General features: G+C 71.8%; 18 protein-coding genes and 1 riboswitch. Of the genes, 3 read left to right on the top strand and 15 right to left on the bottom strand.

Going from position 1 to position 19,595, the window contains the following annotated elements; genetic code table 11:
* Positions 1 to 4: 4 nt before the first annotated feature.
* Together VFH10_RS14600 and VFH10_RS14595 are read right to left on the bottom strand one after the other, a co-directional pair.
* Positions 5 to 2,392, bottom strand: a complete 2,388-nt coding sequence (locus VFH10_RS14600) for an FdhF/YdeP family oxidoreductase (RefSeq protein WP_325129817.1) — start codon at positions 2,390 to 2,392, stop codon at positions 5 to 7.
* An 83-nt stretch (positions 2,393 to 2,475) separates the two neighbouring features.
* Positions 2,476 to 3,066 carry a dihydrofolate reductase family protein gene (locus tag VFH10_RS14595; protein WP_325129815.1) on the bottom strand — a complete coding sequence of 197 codons (591 nt, stop codon included), beginning with the start codon at positions 3,064 to 3,066 and terminating at the stop codon, positions 2,476 to 2,478.
* A 73-nt stretch (positions 3,067 to 3,139) separates the two neighbouring features.
* Here VFH10_RS14595 and VFH10_RS14590 point away from each other — a divergent pair, with 73 nt between their 5' ends.
* A complete protein-coding gene (locus VFH10_RS14590; RefSeq protein WP_325129813.1) occupies positions 3,140 to 4,150 on the top strand; it encodes a serine hydrolase domain-containing protein in 1,011 nt (336 codons plus the stop codon).
* Here VFH10_RS14590 and VFH10_RS14585 read toward each other — a convergent pair.
* From VFH10_RS14585 to VFH10_RS14530, 12 genes are all read right to left on the bottom strand, one after another.
* Positions 4,147 to 5,073 carry a co-chaperone YbbN gene (locus tag VFH10_RS14585; protein ID WP_325129812.1) on the bottom strand — a complete coding sequence of 309 codons (927 nt, stop codon included), beginning with the start codon at positions 5,071 to 5,073 and terminating at the stop codon, positions 4,147 to 4,149. The two genes, VFH10_RS14590 and VFH10_RS14585, sit on opposite strands and share 4 nt — an antisense overlap.
* A 51-nt stretch (positions 5,074 to 5,124) precedes the next feature.
* Complete coding sequence (locus tag VFH10_RS14580) at positions 5,125 to 6,879, bottom strand: acyl-CoA mutase large subunit family protein (protein WP_325129810.1); 1,755 nt, start codon at positions 6,877 to 6,879, stop codon at positions 5,125 to 5,127.
* Positions 6,880 to 6,929: 50 nt separating this feature from the next.
* On the bottom strand, positions 6,930 to 7,424 hold the full coding sequence (locus VFH10_RS14575) for a MarR family transcriptional regulator (RefSeq protein ID WP_325129808.1): 495 nt from the start codon (positions 7,422 to 7,424) through the stop codon (positions 6,930 to 6,932).
* Between the two features lie 41 nt (positions 7,425 to 7,465).
* Entirely contained in the window at positions 7,466 to 8,494 is a 1,029-nt protein-coding gene (locus VFH10_RS14570) for an iron-siderophore ABC transporter substrate-binding protein (RefSeq protein WP_325129806.1), read from the bottom strand.
* 67 nt (positions 8,495 to 8,561) lie between these two features.
* A complete protein-coding gene (locus VFH10_RS14565) occupies positions 8,562 to 9,350 on the bottom strand; it encodes an ABC transporter ATP-binding protein (protein WP_325129804.1) in 789 nt (262 codons plus the stop codon).
* A complete protein-coding gene (locus VFH10_RS14560; RefSeq protein WP_325129802.1) occupies positions 9,347 to 10,402 on the bottom strand; it encodes a FecCD family ABC transporter permease in 1,056 nt (351 codons plus the stop codon). The genes VFH10_RS14565 and VFH10_RS14560 overlap by 4 nt, the downstream gene beginning before the upstream one ends.
* Positions 10,399 to 11,403 (bottom strand): iron ABC transporter permease, encoded by a 1,005-nt coding sequence (locus VFH10_RS14555; protein WP_325129800.1) that lies wholly within the window; start codon positions 11,401 to 11,403, stop codon positions 10,399 to 10,401. The genes VFH10_RS14560 and VFH10_RS14555 overlap by 4 nt, the downstream gene beginning before the upstream one ends.
* Before the next feature lie 58 nt (positions 11,404 to 11,461).
* Positions 11,462 to 14,692, bottom strand: a complete 3,231-nt coding sequence (locus VFH10_RS14550) for an FtsX-like permease family protein (RefSeq protein ID WP_325129798.1) — start codon at positions 14,690 to 14,692, stop codon at positions 11,462 to 11,464.
* Complete coding sequence (locus VFH10_RS14545; protein WP_325129796.1) at positions 14,689 to 15,558, bottom strand: ABC transporter ATP-binding protein; 870 nt, start codon at positions 15,556 to 15,558, stop codon at positions 14,689 to 14,691. The genes VFH10_RS14550 and VFH10_RS14545 overlap by 4 nt, the downstream gene beginning before the upstream one ends.
* The gene (locus VFH10_RS14540) at positions 15,555 to 16,277 is read right to left on the bottom strand and encodes an ABC transporter ATP-binding protein (protein ID WP_325129794.1); all 723 of its coding nucleotides are present in this window, start codon (positions 16,275 to 16,277) and stop codon (positions 15,555 to 15,557) included. The genes VFH10_RS14545 and VFH10_RS14540 overlap by 4 nt, the downstream gene beginning before the upstream one ends.
* An 89-nt stretch (positions 16,278 to 16,366) precedes the next feature.
* Entirely contained in the window at positions 16,367 to 16,891 is a 525-nt protein-coding gene (locus tag VFH10_RS14535; protein ID WP_325129792.1) for a PH domain-containing protein, read from the bottom strand.
* Between the two features lie 12 nt (positions 16,892 to 16,903).
* Entirely contained in the window at positions 16,904 to 17,059 is a 156-nt protein-coding gene (locus VFH10_RS14530; RefSeq protein WP_325129790.1) for a hypothetical protein, read from the bottom strand.
* A 138-nt stretch (positions 17,060 to 17,197) separates the two neighbouring features.
* Between VFH10_RS14530 and VFH10_RS14525 the strand changes: the two genes are divergently transcribed.
* Positions 17,198 to 17,608: a hypothetical protein gene (locus VFH10_RS14525; protein ID WP_325129788.1), complete on the top strand. Its 411-nt coding sequence runs from the start codon at positions 17,198 to 17,200 to the stop codon at positions 17,606 to 17,608.
* A gap of 21 nt (positions 17,609 to 17,629) precedes the next feature.
* Here VFH10_RS14525 and VFH10_RS14520 read toward each other — a convergent pair whose 3' ends face one another.
* Positions 17,630 to 17,944, bottom strand: coding sequence for a multidrug efflux SMR transporter (locus VFH10_RS14520; protein ID WP_325129786.1), 315 nt, complete (start codon positions 17,942 to 17,944; stop codon positions 17,630 to 17,632).
* Positions 17,945 to 17,957: 13 nt separating this feature from the next.
* Positions 17,958 to 18,019: riboswitch (guanidine-III (ykkC-III) riboswitch) on the bottom strand.
* 83 nt (positions 18,020 to 18,102) lie between these two features.
* Here VFH10_RS14520 and VFH10_RS14515 point away from each other — a divergent pair.
* Entirely contained in the window at positions 18,103 to 19,359 is a 1,257-nt protein-coding gene (locus VFH10_RS14515; RefSeq protein ID WP_325129784.1) for a low temperature requirement protein A, read from the top strand.
* Positions 19,360 to 19,595: the final 236 nt, after the last annotated feature.

Here is a 19,595-nt window from a genome sequence, read left to right as displayed (position 1 = left end):
CGCGTCAGCTGAGCTGGTCGGGCGCCACCCGCGACTTGTGCCCTTCGTCCTCGCCCTCGGCGCCACCGTCGCCGGTGCTGCCGGCCGCCCGGTCCCGGGCCGGCTCGAGGCGCACGATGATCGACTTCGACGTCGGGCAGTTGCTGCCGAGTGCGGTGGAGTCCAGCGGCACGAGCGGGTTGGTCTCGGGGTAGTACGCCGCCGCGCACCCGCGCGGCTGGTCGTAGCCGACGACCCGGAACGACGGGGCCGAGCGCTCCTCGACCTCGCCCGCCTCCTTGTCGGGGTCCACCCACTCGCTCACCAGGTCGACGTGCTGGCCGTCCCGCAGGCCCAGCGCGGTGATGTCGTCGGGATGCACGAACACCACGCGTCGGCCGTTGGAGACACCGCGGTAGCGGTCGTCGAGACCGTAGATCGTGGTGTTGAACTGGTCGTGCGAGCGCAGCGTCTGCATCAGCAGGCGTCCCTCGGGCACGTGCAGCACGTCGATGGGGCTGACCGTGAAGATCGCCCGCCCCGAGTCGGTCTGGAACGTGCGCGAGTCGCGCGGCGGGTGCGGCAGCACGAACCCACCCGGTTGGTCGACCTTCTCGTCGTACGCCGCGCAACCGGGGACGACGCGCGCGATGCTGCGCCGGATCTCGCCGTAGTCGGAGCGCCACGCCTCCCAGGGCAGGTCGTGTCGGTCACCGAGCACGGTCCGGGCGAGCGTGCAGACGATGTCGACCTCGGAGCGGAGCTGCGGGCCGGCCGGCTTCAGCGGACCGCGTGATGCGTGCACCGCCGACATGGAGTCCTCGACGGTCACCCGCTGCTCGCGGCCACCGGTGAGGTCCTTCTCGCTGCGCCCGAGCGCCGGCAGGATCAGGGCCTCGTCGCCCGTCACGACGTGGGACCGGTTGAGCTTGGTCGACACCTGCACGGTCAGCGCGGCGCGTTGCATGGCCTTCTCGGTCAGGTGCGTGTCGGGGGCCGCCTTGACGAAGTTGCCGCCGACGGCGAAGAACACGCGCGCCCGGCCGTCCCGGAGGGCCCGGATCGACTCGACGGTGTCGAAACCGTGCTCGCGCGGCGGGTCGAACCCGAACTCGCGCTGCAACGCGTCGAGGAAGTGCTGCGGCGGCCGCTCCCAGATGCCCATGGTGCGGTCGCCCTGCACGTTGGAGTGTCCGCGCACCGGGCACAGGCCCGCGCCGGGCTTGCCGATGTTGCCCTGCATCAGGGCGACGTTGGTGAACTCCTTGATCGTCGCCACGGCGTTGCGGTGCTGGGTGATGCCCATCGCCCAGCAGGTGATGGTCGCCGAGGAGTCGCGGAACATCTGCGCGGCCTTCTCGATCTGGTCGCGCGGCAGGCCGGTGGCGCGCTCCACGGCGGCCCAGTCGACGTCCTTGACGTGCCGGGCCCACTCGTCGAAGCCGACCGTGTGCCGGTCGACGAAGTCGCGGTCGACCGATCCCCAGCGCAGCAGCAGCGAGCCGATCGCCTGCCAGAGCGCCAGGTCGCCGTTGACCTTCACGGGCAGGTGCAGGTCGGCGAGCTCGGTGCCGACCCCGCTGAGGCCCCGGGGTGTCTGCGGGTTGCGGAAGCGGACGAAGCCGGCCTCCTTCAGCGGGTTGACGGCGAGGATCTTCGCGCCGTGCTTCTTCGCCTTCTCGAGGGCGGTGAGCATGCGCGGGTGGTTGGTGCCGGGGTTCTGCCCGACGATGACGATCAGGTCGGCGGCGTAGAGGTCCTCGAGGTGCACGCTCCCCTTGCCGATCCCGATGACCTCGGACAGCGCGATCGACGTGGACTCGTGGCACATGTTGGAGCAGTCGGGCAGGTTGTTGGTGCCGAAGGCACGCACGAACAGCTGGTAGGCGAACGCCGCCTCGTTGGACGTGCGCCCCGACGTGTAGAACACCGCCTGGTCGGGGGACTTGAGGTCGTGCAGGTGCCGCGCGACCATGCTGAAGGCGTCGTCCCAGGAGATCGGCTCGTAGTGGTCGGACCCGGACCGCTTCACCATCGGCTCGACGAGGCGGCCCTGCTGGCCCAGCCAGTAGTCGGTCCGCTCCGCCAGCTCGCTCAGCGGGTGGGTCGCGAAGAAGTCGCGGTCGACGCGCCGGAGCGTGGCCTCCTCGGTGACCGCCTTGGCACCGTTCTCGCAGAACTCCGCGGTGTGCCGGTGCTCCGGGTCGGGGTCCGGCCACGCGCACCCCTGGCAGTCGAAGCCGTCGGGCTGGTTGAGCTTGAGCAGGGTCTGCGCGGTGCGGCGCACGCCCATCTGCTCGACGGCGCGCTTGATCGAGACGGCGACCGCGGTGGCACCCGCGGCGGCTCGCTTCGGCCCGTCGAAGTCGAGTTCGCGCTCGTCGATGTCGCGGTCGGGTGCGGACCTGGCCATGGCTCACCTTCCGTGGACGGCACGTGCTACTGCCTTAGTACCACTTCGGCCCGGATTCAACGGTCGGCGGACGGAGCCGACGGCTATCCGGTCTGCGGAGGGCCCTCGAGGCGCCGGAAGCGAAGCAGCGTCACCCCACCCGGGTACGACGTCGGCGGCTCGACCTGCTCGAACCGGCTGGCCGTCGTGCCCTCGGGGAAGAGCCTCTTGCCCTGACCGATCACCACCGGACACATCCACAGGTTCACCTGGTCGACGAGGGCCTCGCGGAACAGGGTCTGCAGCAGGTCGGCGCTGCCCCAGGTGTGGACCTGCTCATGACGCTCGCGCAGCCCACGGACCTGGGTGCCCGCGTCGGCGACCTGGGTGCTGGCGTCCCAGGAGAGCTCGGGCGTGCCACGGGACGCGACGTACTTGGGCACCCGGTCGAAGGCCCGCCCGATCGGATCCGTCTGGCCCGGCCAGTAGCCCCGGAAGATGTCGTAGGTCGTGCGGCCCAGCAGCAGCGCGTCGGATGCCTGCACGTCCGCCTCGATCTGTGCGCCGGACTCCGAGTCCCAGAACGGGCGCTCCCAACCGGCGTACGGGAAGTCCCCGTCCTGCTCGTTGGGACCACCGTTGGCCTGGATCACCCCGTCGAGCGTGATGTTCATGTTGACGTGCAGCTCGCCCATGTGTGCCATCTCCTTGTCGTCGCCAGTCAAACAACCCGTCCCGGGAACGGCAAGGCTGCGTAGGCTCCCCGCCATGCAGCCACTACAGGAAGCGGTGGACGAGGCGTCGGCGCGCAGCGGGTTCTCCGGTGCGGTCCGCCTCGATCGCGCAGGTGAGAACGAGCTCTTCAAGGCCTACGGGCTCGCCGACCGTGCGCACGGGATCCCCAACACGGTCGAGACCCTGTTCGCGACCGCGAGCGGGACGAAGGGCCTGACGGCGCTGGTGGTCATGGGCCTCGTGGAGCGAGGGACGCTCGAGCTCGGCACCACCGCCCGTTCCCTGCTCGGCGCGGACCTGCCGCTGATCGCCGACGACGTGACGATCGAGCACCTGCTGGCACATCGGTCCGGGATCGGCGACTACCTCGACGAGGACGAGCTCGACGACCGGAACGCCTACGTGATGCCGGTGCCGGTGCATGAGCTCGCGACCACCGAGCAGTACCTGCGCGTGCTGGACGGGCACCAGACCGTATCGCCGGCCGGTGAGCGGTTCGCCTACAACAACGGCGGCTACGTGCTGCTTGCTCTGCTGGCCGAGCGGGCCAGCGGCGTGGGGTTCCACGAGCTGGTCCGCACGATGGTCAGCGAGCCCGCGGGCATGGTCGACACGGCGTTCCTGCGTTCCGACGAGCTGCCTGGACGTGCCGCGTTGGGCTACCTCTTCGACGACGGCCTGAGGACGAACGTGCTTCACCTCCCCGTGCTCGGCACCGGCGACGGGGGCATCTACTCGACCGCCGCCGACTTCAGCGCCTTCTGGGACGCCTTCTTCGCCGGCCGGATCGTCTCCCCGGACCGAGTCGACCAGATGGTGAGCCCGCACAGCGACTGGCCGGAGGAGGACAAGCGCTACGGCCTCGGGTTCCACCTGGCCGCCACCGGCGACGCGGTCTGGCTCGAGGGATCCGACGCGGGGGTGTCGTTCGCGAGCCTGCACCAGCCCTCGACGTCGGTCACCTACACCGTGATCTCGAACCGGACCGCCGGCGCCTGGCCGATCGTCAAGGTGCTCGGCGCCCGGCTCGCCGGGTCCGGCTAGAACAGCGCGGAGGCGAGGGCCTGCCGACCCTTGAGCACTCGCGGGTCGTCGTTGCCCACGGCCGCGAACAGTCCGAGCAGGTGGGTGCGCGCCTTGTCCCGCTCCTCCCCCGTCGTACGCCGGACCAGGTCGACGAGCCGGGCGAACGCGTCGTCCACGTGGCCCCCCGCCATGTCAAGGTCGGCCACGAGCGTCTGGGCGTCCACGTCGTCGGGCCGGTCGGCCGCGGCCTGCCGAGCCGCCTGCAGGTCGACGCTCTGGGTGCGCTGGAGCACCTTCGCCATCGCCAGCCCGCCCGCGGCCTCCGCGTCGGCGGGGTTGGCGTCGACGAGCTTCTGGTACTCCGCGACGGCGCCGTCGAGGTCGCCTGCGGCCAGCGCGTCCTGGGCCGGCGCGTAGCGCGGGTCGACCACCTCCTCCTCGTCGTCGCCGGCCGCGGGAGCCCCGTTGGCGAGCGGCTGGTGCCGCCCGGTGACGCCCTGGGTGGCGAGCTGCTCCATGACCTGGGTGAGCGCGGCGCGCAGCTCGTCGATCGGGGCGACGTCCTGCAGCAGCGGCATCGGCCGGCCCTGGACGACGGCGACGACGAACGGAACGGACGGGATCTGCACGGCCTGCGCGATCTGCGGGGCGGTGTCGATGTCGACCCGCCCGAGGAGGTACTTGCCCTCGAACTCGTCGGCGAGCGTCGACAGGTCGTCGGCCAGCTGCACGCTGGCCGGCATCTGGCTCGGCGAGTAGAACACCAGCAGCACCAGCGCGTTCATCGACGACTCGAGCACCGACTGGAACGTCGCCTCGGTGACCGCCACGGTGTAGCTGCCCGCGCCCGCGCCGGGCGCAGTGGCAGGCGCGCCTCCTGCGGGACGCTTGAGGGCGGACAGGTCGACGGCACCGGGGCGCGAGAACGGCTGCTGGGTCATGGGGCCATTCTGCCGAGCGCCACCACGTCCCTCGTCACGAGCCCCCGCGGATCAGAACCGCGCGGGCTCCCGGTACTCGCCCCACTCGGCGCGCAGGGCGTCGCAGATCTCGCCCAGCGTGGCCTCCGCGCGGCAGGCGTCGAGCATCGCCGGGATCATGTTGGCGTCGCCGCGCGCGGCCTCGAGCATCCGGCCGATCGCCTCGTCCACGACGGCTTGGTCGCGGCCCTCCCTGCGCTTCGACAGGTCGCGCACCTGGTCCACCTCGACCTCGTGGGAGACGCGCAGGATCTCCAGCTCGTGGGTCACCGACTGCTCGTGGCAGTTGACGCCGACGATCCGCTTCTCGCCCTTCTCCAGGGCGGTCTGGTACTGGAAGGCCGCCTCGGCGATCTCCGACATGAACCAGCCCTCCTCGATGCCACGCAGGATGCCGCGGGTCATCGGCCAGACGGCGGCGTCGGCCTTCCCGGTGGCCTCGCGCACCTGGGCGGCCAGGGTCTCGTGGTCGCGCGACGACGTCGTGGACCCGCCCTGCGCCAGGATCTGGTCGAAGATCGCGTAGGCCTCGGCCTCGAGCTTGTCGGTCAGCTCCTCGACGTACCAAGAGCCGCCCAGCGGATCGGCGACGTTGGCGACGCCGGTCTCCTCCATGATCACCTGCTGGGTGCGCAGCGCGATCTCGGCGGCCTGCTCGCTCGGCAGCGCGAGGGTCTCGTCGAGGGCGTTGGTGTGCAGCGAGTTGGTGCCGCCGAGCACCGCGGCGAGCGCCTCGATCCCGGTGCGTACGACGTTGTTGTAGGGCTGCTGCGCGGTGAGCGAGACGCCCGCGGTCTGGGTGTGGAAGCGCAGCCACTGCGCCTTCTCGGACTTCGCGCCGTAGACGTCGCGCAGCCAGGTCGCCCAGATGCGGCGGGCGGCGCGGAACTTCGCGATCTCCTCGAAGAAGTCCACGTGGCTGTCGAAGAAGAACGACAGACCCGGCGCGAACACGTCGACGTCGAGACCGCGGGAGAGGCCGAGCTCGACGTACCCGAACCCGTCGGCGAGCGTGAACGCAAGCTCCTGCGCGGCCGTCGAGCCGGCCTCGCGGATGTGGTAGCCGGACACCGAGAGCGGCTTGTAGTCCGGGATCTTCTCGACGCAGTACTCCATCAGGTCGCCGATCAGGCGCAGGTGCGGCTCGGGGGCGAACAGCCACTCCTTCTGCGCGATGTACTCCTTGAAGATGTCGGTCTGCAGCGTGCCGTTGAGCACGCCGGGGTCGATGCCCTGGCGCTCGGCCGAGACGAGGTACATGCAGAACACCGGCACGGCCGGGCCGCTGATCGTCATCGAGGTGGTGACGTCACCAAGCGGGATGCCGTCGAAGAGGGCGTCCATGTCGACGGTGGAGTCGACCGCGACACCGCAGTGGCCGACCTCGCCGAGGCTCTTGGGGTCGTCGGAGTCGCGGCCCATCAGCGTGGGCATGTCGAACGCGACACTGAGCCCGCCGCCGCCGCGGCCGAGGATCATCTTGTAGCGCTCGTTGGTCTGCTTGGCGTTGCCGAAGCCGGCGAACTGGCGGATCGTCCATGCCCGGCCGCGGTAGCCGGTGGCGTAGAGGCCTCGGGTGAACGGGAACTCGCCAGGCCACTCGCTCTCGTCGGTGCCGTAGGCAGGCTCGACCTCCATGCCCGACAGCGTGGTGAAGTCGATGTCGCGCACCCGCCCCTGGGCGAGCGACTTCTCGTAGCGCTGCTCCCAGCGGCTGCGCGCGCTGTCGGCTTCGGTGGTCGAGCCCTTCGAATTGTCATCCGCCATACCAAAATAGTAGGACGTCCAACTAATCCTGTCGAACGGGCGAGGTGGCGTCAGAAGTCGCCGGCGTCCTGGCGCACCGGGCGCAGCAGGGCGGACAGCTCGCCGAGCTGGTCCTCCGACAGCGAGGTCAGGGCGAACCGCGCGCCGACCAGGTCGGTGGTGGCGCGCTCGACGGCCGCGCGGCCCGCCTCGGTGATCTCGGCGAGCACGGCGCGGCCGTCCTCGGGGTGCCGCCGTCGTACGACGAGGCCGGCGGACTCGAGACGGTCGACGAGGGAGGTCACCGACGTGGCGTGCACCTGCAGGCGCTCCCCCATCTTCCCGAGGGGCAGCGCGCCCTCCCGGGAGAAGACGAGCAGCACCAGGGCCTCGTAGCGCGCGAACGTGAGCCCGTGCGGCCGGAGGATCTCGTCGAGCTGGCCGAGCACCAGCTGGTGCACCCGCATGAGAGACGTGACCGCGTGCATGTGCGGCACCGCCTCCCAGCGGCGTCCCCACTGCCGGGCGGCCTCGTCGATCGGGTCGAACGGCAGCTTCCTCGCCATGGCGCCTCACCCTAGGGCACCCCCAACGGCCGGGAGAGCGGTCAGGACCCCGAGGTCACCGCCTCCGACAGCAGCGCGACGTAGTCGTCGAGGCCCCAGGTCAGCGACAGCGCGGTCGGTGGCGAGACGGATGCGACGAGCTCCTCCCCGGTCGCCTCGGCGATCGTGCCGGCGTCGTACTGCTGCATCGTCTTGGTCGACGCGGAGTTGCGGAACGCGGCCTGCGTCTTCTCGCTGTCCGCGTAGGACAGCAGGACGTCGGACTCGAGCTGGTCGACCTTCTCGTAGCTGAGCGTGTAGAAGAACGTCGACTCCTCGGTGTCGAGGTCGTCCACGCTCGGCGCGAGCTCGAAGCCGAGGTCCTCGAGGAACTGCACGCGCGGGTCGGCCGAGCGGTAGACGTAGAACGAGCCGAAGTCGGCCACCGCGGCGATCGACTTGCCCTCGAACTCCGGGTGCGCCGCGGCCGCCGCCGCCACCTCGGCGTCGATGTCGGCGAGCACCTTCTCCGCCTCGTCGCTCTTGCCGAGCGCCTCTCCGGTGGTGGTGATGACGTCGCGCCACGGCGTGGCCCAGGCCTCGTCCGGGTACGCCACCGTGGGGGCGATCTTGGAGAGCTTTTCGTACTGCTCCTGCGTGATCCCGGAGTACGTCGCCAGGATCACGTCGGGGTCGGCGGCGATGATCTCCTCGTAGGGCGGCTCCTCGGCCTCGGTGAGCACGGTCGGCATCTGTGCGCCTGCCTTCTCGATGGCCTCCTTGTTCCAGGGCAGCATCCCGTCCTCGTCGCCGCCGTAGGTCTGGGCGGGCACCGCCACCGGTACGACGCCGAGCGCGATCGCGGCGTCGGCGGAGCCCCAGCCCCACGCGGCCACCCGCTCGGGCTGCTCGGAGATCGTGGTGTCGCCGAACGCGTGCTCGATGGTGACCGGCTCGAACGCCGTGTCCGCGCCGGCGCTGTCGGCGTCGGCCGACTCGGGGTTTCCGCCGCAGGCCGCCAGGGCCAGCATCGCCGTCGTGACCACCACGGCGGCCGACGCACGGAAGGAACGGTGGAGCGCTTGCCTCATCTGCCTACCTCGTCTGCTCGGGTACGACGCACCCGCGCCGCACAACTTAGGCAAGGCTAACCTAACTTCACGCCGGCACGACCAGGGGGCCACCGGTGACCGGGTCGGCGACGACGACGGACTCCAGGCCGAACGCCTCCCGCACCGTCTCGACGGTGAGCACGTCGTTCGGGTCGCCCTCGCGCAGCACCCGTCCCTGCCCCATGACCACCAGGTGCTCGCCGTAGCGCGCGGCGAGGTTCAGGTCGTGCAGCACCATCACGACGGTGGTGCCCCGCTCGCGGTTGAGCCCGGCGAGCAGGTCGAGCACCTCGACCTGGTGGGCGACGTCGAGGTAGGTGGTCGGCTCGTCGAGGAGGAGCACCTCCGGCTGCTGGGCCAGTGCCATCGCGATCCAGACCCGTTGCCGCTGCCCGCCCGACAGCTCCTCCATGCGGCGGTCCGCCAGGTCCTGCGTGCCGGTCGCGGCGAGGGCATGCGCGACGACGGCCGTGTCCTCGGTCGTCCAGCGGCGGAACGGGCCCTGGTGCGGGTACCGGCCCCGTCCGACGAGGTCACCGACCGTGATCCCCTCTGGCGCGATCGGCTGTTGCGGCAGGAGTCCCAGCACCGACGCGAGCCGACGCGCGCCCAGCGACGCGATGTCCTCGCCGCCGAGCGTGACCCGACCGGAGGTGGGTCGCAGCAGCCGGCCGAGGCCGCGCAGGAGCGTGGACTTGCCGCAGCCGTTCGCGCCCACGACCACGGTGACCCGACCGGTCGGCACGCTGAGGTCGACCCCGTGCACGACCTGCCGGCGGTCGTAGCCGAGCGTCAGGGACTCGGCCACGAGCGGCGGGGGTCCGGGCCGGTTCATCGAGCGCCTCCGGGGGTCGTGGTTGCCAGGAGCCAGATCAGGTAGGCGCCGCCGACGAGACCCGTCACGATCCCGACGGGCGCCTCGAGGCCGGGGAGCAGGTGCTGGGCGACGAAGTCGGAGGCGGTCACCACGGTGACCCCGACCATCGCCGTGGACCCCAGCGCCACCCGTCCGTCCCCGACCAGCCGGCGGGCGATCGGTGCCGAGGCGAGCGCCACGAACGCGACCGGGCCGGCGGCCGCGGTGGCGACCGCGGCCAGGGCGGTGCCGGTCACCAGGGCCAGCACCCGCACCCGGCCCGCTCGTACGCCGAGCGCGGTGGCGGTGTCGTCGCCGAGCGCCAGCATCCGCAGCCGGGGTGCCATCGCGAGCGCCGCGGGGACGAGGACCGCCAGCGCGACGGCGAGCCGGGCGTTGCCCTCCCACGTCGCCGACGACACCGAGCCGCTGAGCCACACCAGCGCCGCCTGTGCGTCACGCACGTCGCTGCGGGTGAGCAGGTAGCCGAGGGCGCTGGTCGCCACGAAGGCCAGGCCGATCCCGCAGAGCACGAACCGGTAGCCGGTCACGCCCCCACGCCAGGCCAGCGCCAGGTTGACCGTCGTCACCGCGGCGGCGCCGACCAGGGCGGCCGCGGCCACCCAGGCGCCCGACAGGCCGAGGACCAGCAGTCCGGTGACGGCACCCACGCTCGCGCCCTGCGTGACGCCGATGACGTCCGGGCTCGCGAGCGGGTTGCGCAGCACGCTCTGGAACAGCCCGCCGGCGAGGCCCAGGCCGACGCCGACCAGCGCGCCGAGCACGAGTCGGGGCAGCCGGAACTCGACGAGCACGAGCGTCGAGGTCTCGTCCCCCCGGCCGACAAGGGTGGCGAGCACCTGCGACAACGGGACCGGCAGGTCGCCGACCGAGAGGTTCAGAGCCACGACGGCCAGGGTGACCAGGCCCAGGCCGGAGCTCACCAGCACGCCGCGCCGGCGTCGGCGCACGGCCACGGCGTGCAGCCGGTCGGCCGCGTCCCGCGTGGGCGTGAGCAGGTCGGTGGTCACGAGCTGACCTCCGGCGACCGTCGTACCAGCGCGATCAGCACCGGCGCCCCGATCACCGCGACCACCAGGCCCGCCTCGATCTCGGCCGGCCGGGCCACCAGCCGCCCGGCGACGTCGGCGACGAGCAGGACGACGGGGCCGAGCAGGGCGGAGTACGGCAGCACCCAGCGGTAGTCGGGGCCGACGATCATCCGCGCGACGTGCGGCACCATCAGCCCGACGAAGGCGACCGGTCCGACCAGCGAGGTCGCGCTCCCGCAGAGCAGCACGACCGAGGTGGCCACCATGAGCCGACCGACGAGCAGGTTCTGGCCGAGGCCCCGGGCGAGGTCGTCACCGAGCGCCGTGGCGTTGAGGAACCGGCCGGTGGGTACGGCGAGGACCAGCCCCACCAGCACGAACGGGAGCACGACGGCCACGGTCGACCAGGGCCGGTTGACCAGCGACCCCACCGACCAGAAGCGGTACTGCGCGAGCACGCTCTCGTCGGTCAGCAGCACCAGCGTGATCGCCGAGGTGGCGATCGCCGTGAACGCGGCGCCGACCAGGGCGAGCTTGACCGGGGTCGCACCGCCCCAGCCGAGGGAGGCGACGACGTACACGATCACCGCCGCCAGTGCGGCGCCGACGAAGGCGAACCACACGAAGCCCGCCGCCGAGCCGATGCCGAGCAGCGAGATGGCGGCGAGGACGGCGAGGGAGGCGCCGGCGTTGACGCCGAGCAGTCCGGGATCCGCGATCGGGTTGCGGGTGATGCCCTGCAGGAGTGCCCCCGCGACGCCGAGCGCGGCGCCGGCGACCAGCCCGACCACGGTGCGTGGCAGCCGCAGGTCACGGACGACCGCGTGGTCGTTGACGCCGGCGACGGGATCGATCACCGCCTGCCACACCACGCCCGGCGCGATCTCGCGGGCCCCCCAGGCGAGGCTGGCGAGCGTGATCACGACGAGGGCCCCCGCCAGCACGAGCAGCCCGAGCCGGGGCGCGACGGACTGGGGCACGGGCGGTTCTCCGGTCGGGACGGGTCGATTTAGGCAAGCCTAACCTTAGCGACCGTGCTCAGCCCTGGTCGGCCCACCTCAGCGTCGCGGGCCGGCCCAGCCGGACGATCCGGCGCGACACCAGCAGCGCGATCAGGGTCGCGACCGCGAAGAGCGCGCCGCCGACTCCGAGCAGCACCGGCAGGTGCGTGGCGTACAGCGGGGACGGCTCGTGCTCAGCGGCGGTGCCGAGGCTGAGCGCGGGCAGCACGAGCCGCAGTGCGAGGTACGCCGAACCGAGGCCGAGCAGCACCGCGAGGCCGAGCATCACGACGTACTCCAGCACCGACGCGCGGAGCAGGGTGCGCGGTGAGATCCCCACGACGCGCAGGGACGCGACCTCGTAGGAGCGCCAGCGGGACTGCAGCACCGCGGACGCGAACACCCCGAACACCGCGAGCAGCAGGGTGGCCAGGCCCACCACCAGGAACAGCCGGAGCCCGAGGCTGAACGCGTCGCCGCGAAGGCCGTCGAGGGTCCGTTCGAGGTCGCCGATCGGTGTGAGCGGGACGCCGGCCGCCTCGACCTCGTCGAGCACCGACTGCGGCGTACCGTCGGCGACCCACAGCTGCGGGAGCACCGCCGCACCGAAGGGCGGCTCGAACTCCACCAGCGAGGTCTCCAGGTCGGCCATCGCGCCCTCGTCTCCCAACCCGGGCAGCGCGTGCACCTCGGCCACCACCCGGGCCGGCACCAGTCCCCCGTTGAGACCGGCCGCCCGGATCGTGGAGCGGTCGTACTCGATTGCGGTCCCGGCACCGGCCTGTCGCGCGGGGTCGGCTGCCGTGCCCTCGGCGACGACGACCGGGACCACGTCGGGGACGTCCGCCGGCGTGATCCGGGCGACGCCGGCGACCATCGTGGGCTCGTCGTCGACGCCGGGTGGGAGCTGGCCGAGGTACAGGTTCAGCCGGAGCCCGTCCCTGCGCGGCAGCAGCTCGACCGGCGGGTCGACCAGGGAGACGGGGAACGGCCGCGCGGCACGCCACGCCTCCGGCTCGCCGAGCCGCCAGTCGACCGGCTCGCCGTCGACGGCGACCCCGGACAGGGTCAGCCGACCGTCGACGTCGAGCACCGACTGGCCCTCACCGGTGATGAAGAGCTGCTCGACCGTGCAGCTGTCGTCGCACTCGCGAACCGCACCGGTCAGCGTGCGCGGCCCGGATCCGTCGCGGAGGACCCCGAGCTCCGCGTTGCGCTGCTCGCCGTCGTCGTTGACGTACTGCACCCAGAGCACCGAGATCTCCCCCGAGGACGACTCCAGGGACACGTCAGTGGTGGTCACCGAGAGCTCGTCGCCCCGGAACGTCATCCGGTCGGCCGGCGGTCGCAGCTCGCGCTGCAGGGTGCTCAGGGACTCCTCCGACCAGGCCGGGTCCCAGGCGACCACCGTCGACAACCGGGTGCTGTCGACGAGCAGCCGCCGGTTCATGTCGTCGCCGGCGTTCTCGACGGCCGCGGCGGCGAGATAGCGACCCTCCGGGTCGACCTCCCGGGTCACGTTCAGCAGCCGGCCGACCGACACCTCCGACACGAACGTGCGGGCGGCGCCGACCTCCGCCCGCGCCCGGCTCACCCGCCAGTCGTCGGAGACGGCCGACGCGGACACCGCGAACGTGATCACGCTGACCGCCAGCAGCAGCGGGATCATCAGGTTCGCCAGGTCGGAGCGGCGGGCGAGCCGGCGGGAGGCGAGGTACGCCGGAGTGCCCCGCGCGAACGTCGTGCGCTGCAGCCAGCGCGCGCTGGCCGCCTTGAGCAGCCAGGCCCCGCCGACGGCCACGGCGAGCGCGATCAGCAGCGGCGCGAGGAGCGCCAGCAGCTGGCTGGACTGGTCGGCCGACGTGAGCAGCTGGGCGACGGCCGCCACCGCGACCGCGACGACGGCGCTGCGCAGCACCAGCGCCGCACGCGACGTGCCCTTCGTCGACAGCGCCGACGCGAGTGCGCGGGACAGGGGCTCGCGGATCACGTCGAGGGCCGCCAGAGCGGACGCCAGCAGCGCCGACGCCGCGACCGCGGCCAGTGCCGTCCAGGCGATGCCGTCGACGAGGACGGGGATGCCCGACGTGAGCCACACGCGGGCGATCAAATGCGCGAGCAGCACGGCCGACCCCAGCGCGAGCGGCACGGCGAGGGCGACCACCAGGAACGGCTCGCCGACCGCGAACCCGAACACCTGGCGCCCGGAGTGGCCGCGCAGCTTCGCCAGGGCGACGTGCGGACGGCGCAGCGCGGAGCCGGCCGCGGCCAGGGCGTAGAGCAGCAGCAGCGACAGCGCCACCAGCGGCGCGAGCGCGGCCACCATCACCCGCTGCAGCAGGCTGCGCTCGGCGCGGATCTCGTCGAACAGCGTGGACAGCTCGAGCTGCTCGACCTCGCCGCCACTGCTCAGCTCGATCAGCCGGTCCTGGTAGCGCAGGGCGGCGGCCTCCACGCGATCCATCGTCGCCAGGTCCACGGCACCCGGGTCCACGGGGCGGTCCACCCCACCCCGGAAGGTCTGCGAGTCCATCGAGGCCGGGGCGACCAGGAGCGACGGTGCCGCCGGCGGTGCGGACTCCCCCTTGGGCGGCGGCGGGATGAGGTTCTCGATCCCGGTGAACCGCGACAGGTCGAACCACTCCGGGGAGTCCGGGTCGGCGACGTCGTAGGTGCCCACGACGTCGAAGGTCCGCTGCCGACCGCGCTCCCGCTCGATCGTGCTCCCGTCCGCGACCTCCTCGAGGAACCGGTCGACGTACCCCAGCTCCAGGGTGTCGCCGGGGCCGACGCCGAGCGTCTCGGCCATGACCCGCTGCACGAGCACCTCGCCGGCGGCGGCCGGGCAGCGACCACGGACGTCGGCCAGCGCGCACATGCCGTCGCGCCAGTAGAGCGGTACCTGGAACGTCGTCGCCCCGTACTCCATCGAGCCGCCGCGGTCCAGCAGCCAGCCGGTCTCCACCGGCCACGTGCGGCCCGGGTCCTGCTGGGCGACGGCGGCCGAGGACTCTTCGACCAGCGACTGTGGGTCGGGCGGCGTGTAGGCATCGGGGTCGTCCGGCAGCCCATCCAGCGCCTCGACGGAGAACGACAGGCCGGTGGTGTACGGCGCGCGGGCCTCGAGCCGGGTGTCGACCAGGTGCTCCGACGACGCCCGTCCGTACATCGGGCCGAGCACCGCCGCCGTCACCGCCACCCAGATCACCAGCAGGGCGGCAGCGTTGATGCCCCGGCGGTCCCACAGCCCCGCGAGCAGGATCCTCACCGGCTCTCCCCCGGCTCGTCGACCGGTCGGAGCAGCACGCCGTCCGGGGTCTGCTCGAACTGGACCAGCATGCCGGCAGGGAAGCGGGTCGCGAGCTCGTCGGGGATGTGCACGGCGCCGTCCTCGTCGACCACGCCGAACTCGAAGCCGTGCCGGCCCTCGGAGCCGATCCGGCCGTTGCGGATCGTGATGCTGCGCGGCATCCCGGCCGCGACCTCGGGATCGTGGGTGACCAGCACGACCGTCGTGCCGAACTCGCTGTTCACGAGGTGCATCAGCTCGAGGATCGCGTCCCGGTCGTCGTGCGCGAGCTGCGAGGTCGGCTCGTCCGCGAGCAGCAGACCGGCGCCGGAGGAGATCGCGGCGGCGAAGGCGACCCGCTGCCGCTCGCCCCCGGACATGCCCGCGATCGACCGGTGCGCGAGGCCGCCCATGCCGAGCCGGTCGAGCAGCTCGGCGGCCGGCAGCAGCCGGCGTCGCACCCCGGCGGGCACGGCCCGACGGGCGAACTCCACGTTCTCCAGCGCCCCCGCGTAGGGCAGCAGGTTGCGGCTCGCCCCCTGCAGCAGCGAGGCGACCGTGCCCGAGCGCAGCCGGCCGAGGTCGGCCTCGCGGATCCGGGAGATGTCCTGTCCATCGATCAGCACCTTGCCGGCCGACGGGCGCAGCACCCCGCCGAACAGGCTGAGCAGCGTGGACTTACCGGAACCGGACGGGCCCAGCAGCGCCACCTGCTCCCCCGGCCGGATGTCGAGGTTGACCCCGCGCAGGGCGACCACGTCGTGGCCACCGGCGGTGGTGTAGATCTGCACGACGTTGACGCACCGGACCGCGACGCCCGTGCGCTGGAGGGCGGGGGCGCTCACGATCCCGGCCGCTTGTAGAGGTCGTGCTCGTGCCCGGGCTCGGCCGGCTCCGTCGGGCGGGAGCCCACGGTGGCCGGGCCCGCGACGCGACCGTCGACCAGGTGGACCTCGTCGTCACACTGCGCGGCGACCTCGACGTCATGCGTGGCCACCACCACCACGGCGCCGCGGTCGGCCTCGGCGCGCAGCTCGGCGATCACGAGATCGCGGTTGGTCTCGTCGAGCTCGCTCGTCGGCTCGTCCGCCAGCAGCACGTCGGCCTCGACCGCGAGGGCACGTGCGACCGCGACCCGCTGCCGCTGCCCGCCGGACAGCTCGGCGATGAGCCGGTCGGTCAGGTCGCCGACGCCCACGCGCTCGAGGGCGCTGCCGGCGCGCTGGACGGCCGCACGCGGTTCGACGTCGCGGCCACGCAGCGCGATGGAGAGGTTCTCCTCGGCGGTGAGGGTCGGCACCAGGCCATAGGTCTGCAGCACGAGAGCGGTCCCCCGGCGAGGTTCCCCGTTGCCGGTGCCGACGGGGCCGTCGTCGTACGACGCCGCACCAGCCTGTGGCCGCAGCAGGCCGCCCAGCACGCTGAGCAGGGTGGTCTTGCCGGCGCCGCTCGGACCCGTCACGGCAAGCATCCGTCCGGAGGGGGCCGACAGCGAGACGCCGTCGAGAACCGGGCCCGACCGGCCCGGGACGCGGATGTCGACCGCTGCCAGCTGGTGTTGCACGTCCGTCCCCCTCACCACATCGACGCGAGCCTGCCGTCAGGGTCGAACGCGCGCAACACTCCTGGCGCCGCCGTGGCTGATTCGTGACCTCAGTTGATCACCCGCGGGCCGCGGAGACCGGAGCGCTGGACGACGCGCTGGATGGTGAGGTCGCGCTCGTAGGGCCGTCCGACGAACCTGATCTCGCGGAGTCCCTGCTCTTGGGCAGCCGACTCGAAGACGAAGTGGCCGTAGTTGACGAAGCGACCGACGAGCGGCTTCTCCACGGTGATGTCGAGGATCCGGCCCAGTGGCATCGTCGCGAGCTTCTGCGCGAGCACTCCGCGGACGCGGAACACGCGCATGTTGGTGATCACGAAGCGGTCCATGTACTCCTCGAGCGCCCGCCAGGAGGCGTGTCCCCAGACCAGGAAGGCCAGCGTGAACGGGAGCCACGCGATGTCGACCGGCGCCAGCAGGAACAGGTAGAAGATGCCGACACCGAGCACCGCCTCCAGCGTCGGGACGATGTAGACGACCCAGTGGTGCAGTACCTCGTCGACGATGACCTCGCCCTCGTCACGCAACAGGTGCTTGCGGATCTTCGGGTCGAACGTGCGCCGCACCCAGCCCATGGTCCGGCGGCCCTAGCGGAACAGCGCCGAGACGAACTCGATCAGGCTCTCGAAGGCCACGAACAGCGCGTCGGCCGCGCCCTTCACCGCGCCCGCGGCACCCGCCGGCTGCGTGATGACGTAGAACAGCACGAACAGGATCGCGATCAGGATCCCCAGCTTGCGCATGTGTGCTCCGTCCCGAGTCGCAGTAGTGATTCCGGCAGGCAAGGTGCGCTCGACCGCGGTCGGGCACACCTGCGGTCCATTCGTACCAGAGCTCGTCCGGCAGGTGCGGGAGGCACGCCCGCCGGGTAGACATGGCGCATGGACAACCACCCTGACGAGGCAACCATCGACGCGGTCGGACGGCTGACGGAGGCGTTGGAGACCACCGAACGCGCTCGCGGTCACCTCTACTCCTTCCACCAGCTCACCGGCACCGCCGACCTCCAGCTCGGCGATGCGGTCGAGCAGCTCCGCAAGGCGGGGCACGCCGAGCTGGCCGACGAGATCGACCGGGAGATCGTCGGCCGCAACGTGATCACCGGCCGATGGACGTTCCAGGTCGTCGAGGAGTACGACGACACGTACTGGTCGGCCTTCCGCGACACCGAGCGCCGGGTGCGCGACCTGCTCGCCGGCGGCAGCCGGCACCTGCACGAAGCGAACATGAAGGAGGAGCGCCGCACGCACGGCCACCCGCACCACACCGCGGAGCCCGGCCAGTCGGTGTGACCCGGCCTCGGTGCAGCCGCCTCAGTGCAGGAGCTTCAGCCCGATGACGCTCCCGACGATGATCGCGAGCAGCAGCGCCTTGAGCAGCGAGAACGTCTCGTCACCGGTCGCCATGGCGTAGGCCACCGTGAGCACGGCGCCGATGCCGACCCAGATCGCGTAGGAGGTGCCGACCGGCAGCGAGCGCATGGCGAACGCCAGCCCCGCCATGCTGAACGCGAGGGCGACGAAGAAGGTGACGGACGGGACCGGTCGGGTGAATCCCTCGGACCTTCCCAGCGCGGTGGCCCACACCGCTTCCAGCACACCGGACAGGACGAGCACGAGCCAGGACATGACGGTTCTCCCTCGTGGCCGTCTTGTCGCTCTCCGGGTACAGCTCCCTCGTCCGGTGCCCGCTTCCGGGGCTCCCTCGAAGGTGTCACGCGGGGCTGTCGAAGGCAACGGGATCGCTGGTGACTTCGCCCACCAGGCCGCACTGGCATCATGTGCCCGTGAGCCACCCGGTCCCGGACCTGGGTCACCGTCGCCGCCGGCTGAGCGGCCGTGACCCGCACGAGCCGCACCGCACGGCCACCCCGCTGGAGCTGCTCTACGACCTGGTCTTCGTCGTGGCGTTCGGGCAGGCCGCCAACGAGCTGGCGCACTACGTCGCCGAGGACCACGTGAGCACCGGCATCCTCGGGTTCGGCTTCGCGGCCTTCGCGATCGCGTGGGCCTGGATCAGCTACAGCTGGTTCGCCTCGGCGTACGACGAGGACGACTGGGTCTGCCGGCTCGCGACGATGGTGCAGATGGTCGGCGTCATCATCCTCGCGCTCGGGCTGCCCGAGGTGTTCGCGTCGTTCGAGGAGGGCGAGACGCTCGACAACGGCGTGGTGGTGGCCGGCTACATCGTGATGCGGGTGCCGATGGCGTTCCAGTGGCTGCGTGCGTCGCGACACGACCCGGCGCGACGAGCCGCGCACCTGACGTACTTCTGGACGATCATCATCGCGCAGGTGGGCTGGACGGCCCTGGTGTTCCCGTCGCTGCCGATCGGTCAGACCTTCCTCCTGGCGAGCATCCTGTACGCCATCGAGCTCGCGGGGCCGTACATCGCCGAGCGGCACAAGGGCGGCACGCCGTACCACCCCCACCACATCGCCGAGCGCTACGGTCTGCTCGTCATCATCACGCTCGGCGAGGGGATCATCGGCACGGTCGCGTCCCTGTCCGCCGTCGTGCACGGACCGACCGGCTGGAGCGTCGACGCAGGGCTGATCGCCGTCGCCGGGACCGGACTCACGTTCGGCATCTGGTGGATGTACTTCACGGTGCCCTTCGGGGATGTCCTGCAGTTGCGGCCGGACCGGGCGTTCTTCTGGGGCTACGGGCACATGGTGATCTTCGCCTCGATCGCCGCAGTCGGTGCCGGCCTGCACGTCGCGGCGTTCTTCATCGAGGACCACACCGAGATCGGTGGGGTGGGCACCGTGCTCAGCGTCGCCGTCCCCGTGGCCGGGTTCGTGCTCATGTTCTACGCGCTCTGGACGGTGATGCTGAGGAGACAGGACCCGTTCCATCTCGGCCTGCTGCTCGGCACCACGGCGGTCCTGGTGCTCGCCGTCGTGTTGGCCGGAGCCGGCGTCTCGATGGCCTGGTGCCTGGTCGTGCTGGCGCTGGCACCTGTCGTCACCATCGTCGGCTACGAGACGCTCGGCCACCGGCACCAGGAAGCAGCGCTCGCACGTCTCAAGCGTTCCGGCTGAGCTCCTCCTGCGGTGGTCGAACCCTCCGGCGGTCGAGCCCGTCGAGACCAATCCCGTTGTGCACAAGGGATTCCGGGGCACGGATTCTGTCGGTGGTCACCTCTAGGTTGATCGGTATGGAACCGGTGGTGGACGACCTCGAGCGGCAGGCAGTGGCCGACGCCATCGTCGAGTCCAACGCTGCTCTGCTGGAGGTGGAGGCGCGCCAGTTCGTGCTCGCCGCGCAGTGGGCGGAC

Origin of the sequence: Nocardioides sp., from assembly GCF_035697785.1 — a bacterium.
Classification (GTDB): Bacteria; Actinomycetota; Actinomycetes; order Propionibacteriales; family Nocardioidaceae; genus Nocardioides_B.
Note: the sequence above shows the minus strand (reverse complement) of the source record. Positions and strands in the feature narration are given on the sequence as shown.

Excerpts from the sequence above, each read along its gene's own strand:
- VFH10_RS14600 (WP_325129817.1), bottom strand. The coding sequence starts at position 2,392 with ATGGCCAGGTCCGCACCCGACCGCGACATCGACGAGCGCGAACTCGAC.
- VFH10_RS14595 (WP_325129815.1), bottom strand. The coding sequence starts at position 3,066 with ATGGGCGAGCTGCACGTCAACATGAACATCACGCTCGACGGGGTGATC.
- VFH10_RS14590 (WP_325129813.1), top strand. The coding sequence starts at position 3,140 with ATGCAGCCACTACAGGAAGCGGTGGACGAGGCGTCGGCGCGCAGCGGG.
- VFH10_RS14585 (WP_325129812.1), bottom strand. The coding sequence starts at position 5,073 with ATGACCCAGCAGCCGTTCTCGCGCCCCGGTGCCGTCGACCTGTCCGCC.
- VFH10_RS14580 (WP_325129810.1), bottom strand. The coding sequence starts at position 6,879 with ATGGCGGATGACAATTCGAAGGGCTCGACCACCGAAGCCGACAGCGCG.
- VFH10_RS14575 (WP_325129808.1), bottom strand. The coding sequence starts at position 7,424 with ATGGCGAGGAAGCTGCCGTTCGACCCGATCGACGAGGCCGCCCGGCAG.
- VFH10_RS14570 (WP_325129806.1), bottom strand. The coding sequence starts at position 8,494 with ATGAGGCAAGCGCTCCACCGTTCCTTCCGTGCGTCGGCCGCCGTGGTG.
- VFH10_RS14565 (WP_325129804.1), bottom strand. The coding sequence starts at position 9,350 with ATGAACCGGCCCGGACCCCCGCCGCTCGTGGCCGAGTCCCTGACGCTC.
- VFH10_RS14535 (WP_325129792.1), bottom strand. The coding sequence starts at position 16,891 with ATGGGCTGGGTGCGGCGCACGTTCGACCCGAAGATCCGCAAGCACCTG.
- VFH10_RS14530 (WP_325129790.1), bottom strand. The coding sequence starts at position 17,059 with ATGCGCAAGCTGGGGATCCTGATCGCGATCCTGTTCGTGCTGTTCTAC.
- VFH10_RS14525 (WP_325129788.1), top strand. The coding sequence starts at position 17,198 with ATGGACAACCACCCTGACGAGGCAACCATCGACGCGGTCGGACGGCTG.
- VFH10_RS14520 (WP_325129786.1), bottom strand. The coding sequence starts at position 17,944 with ATGTCCTGGCTCGTGCTCGTCCTGTCCGGTGTGCTGGAAGCGGTGTGG.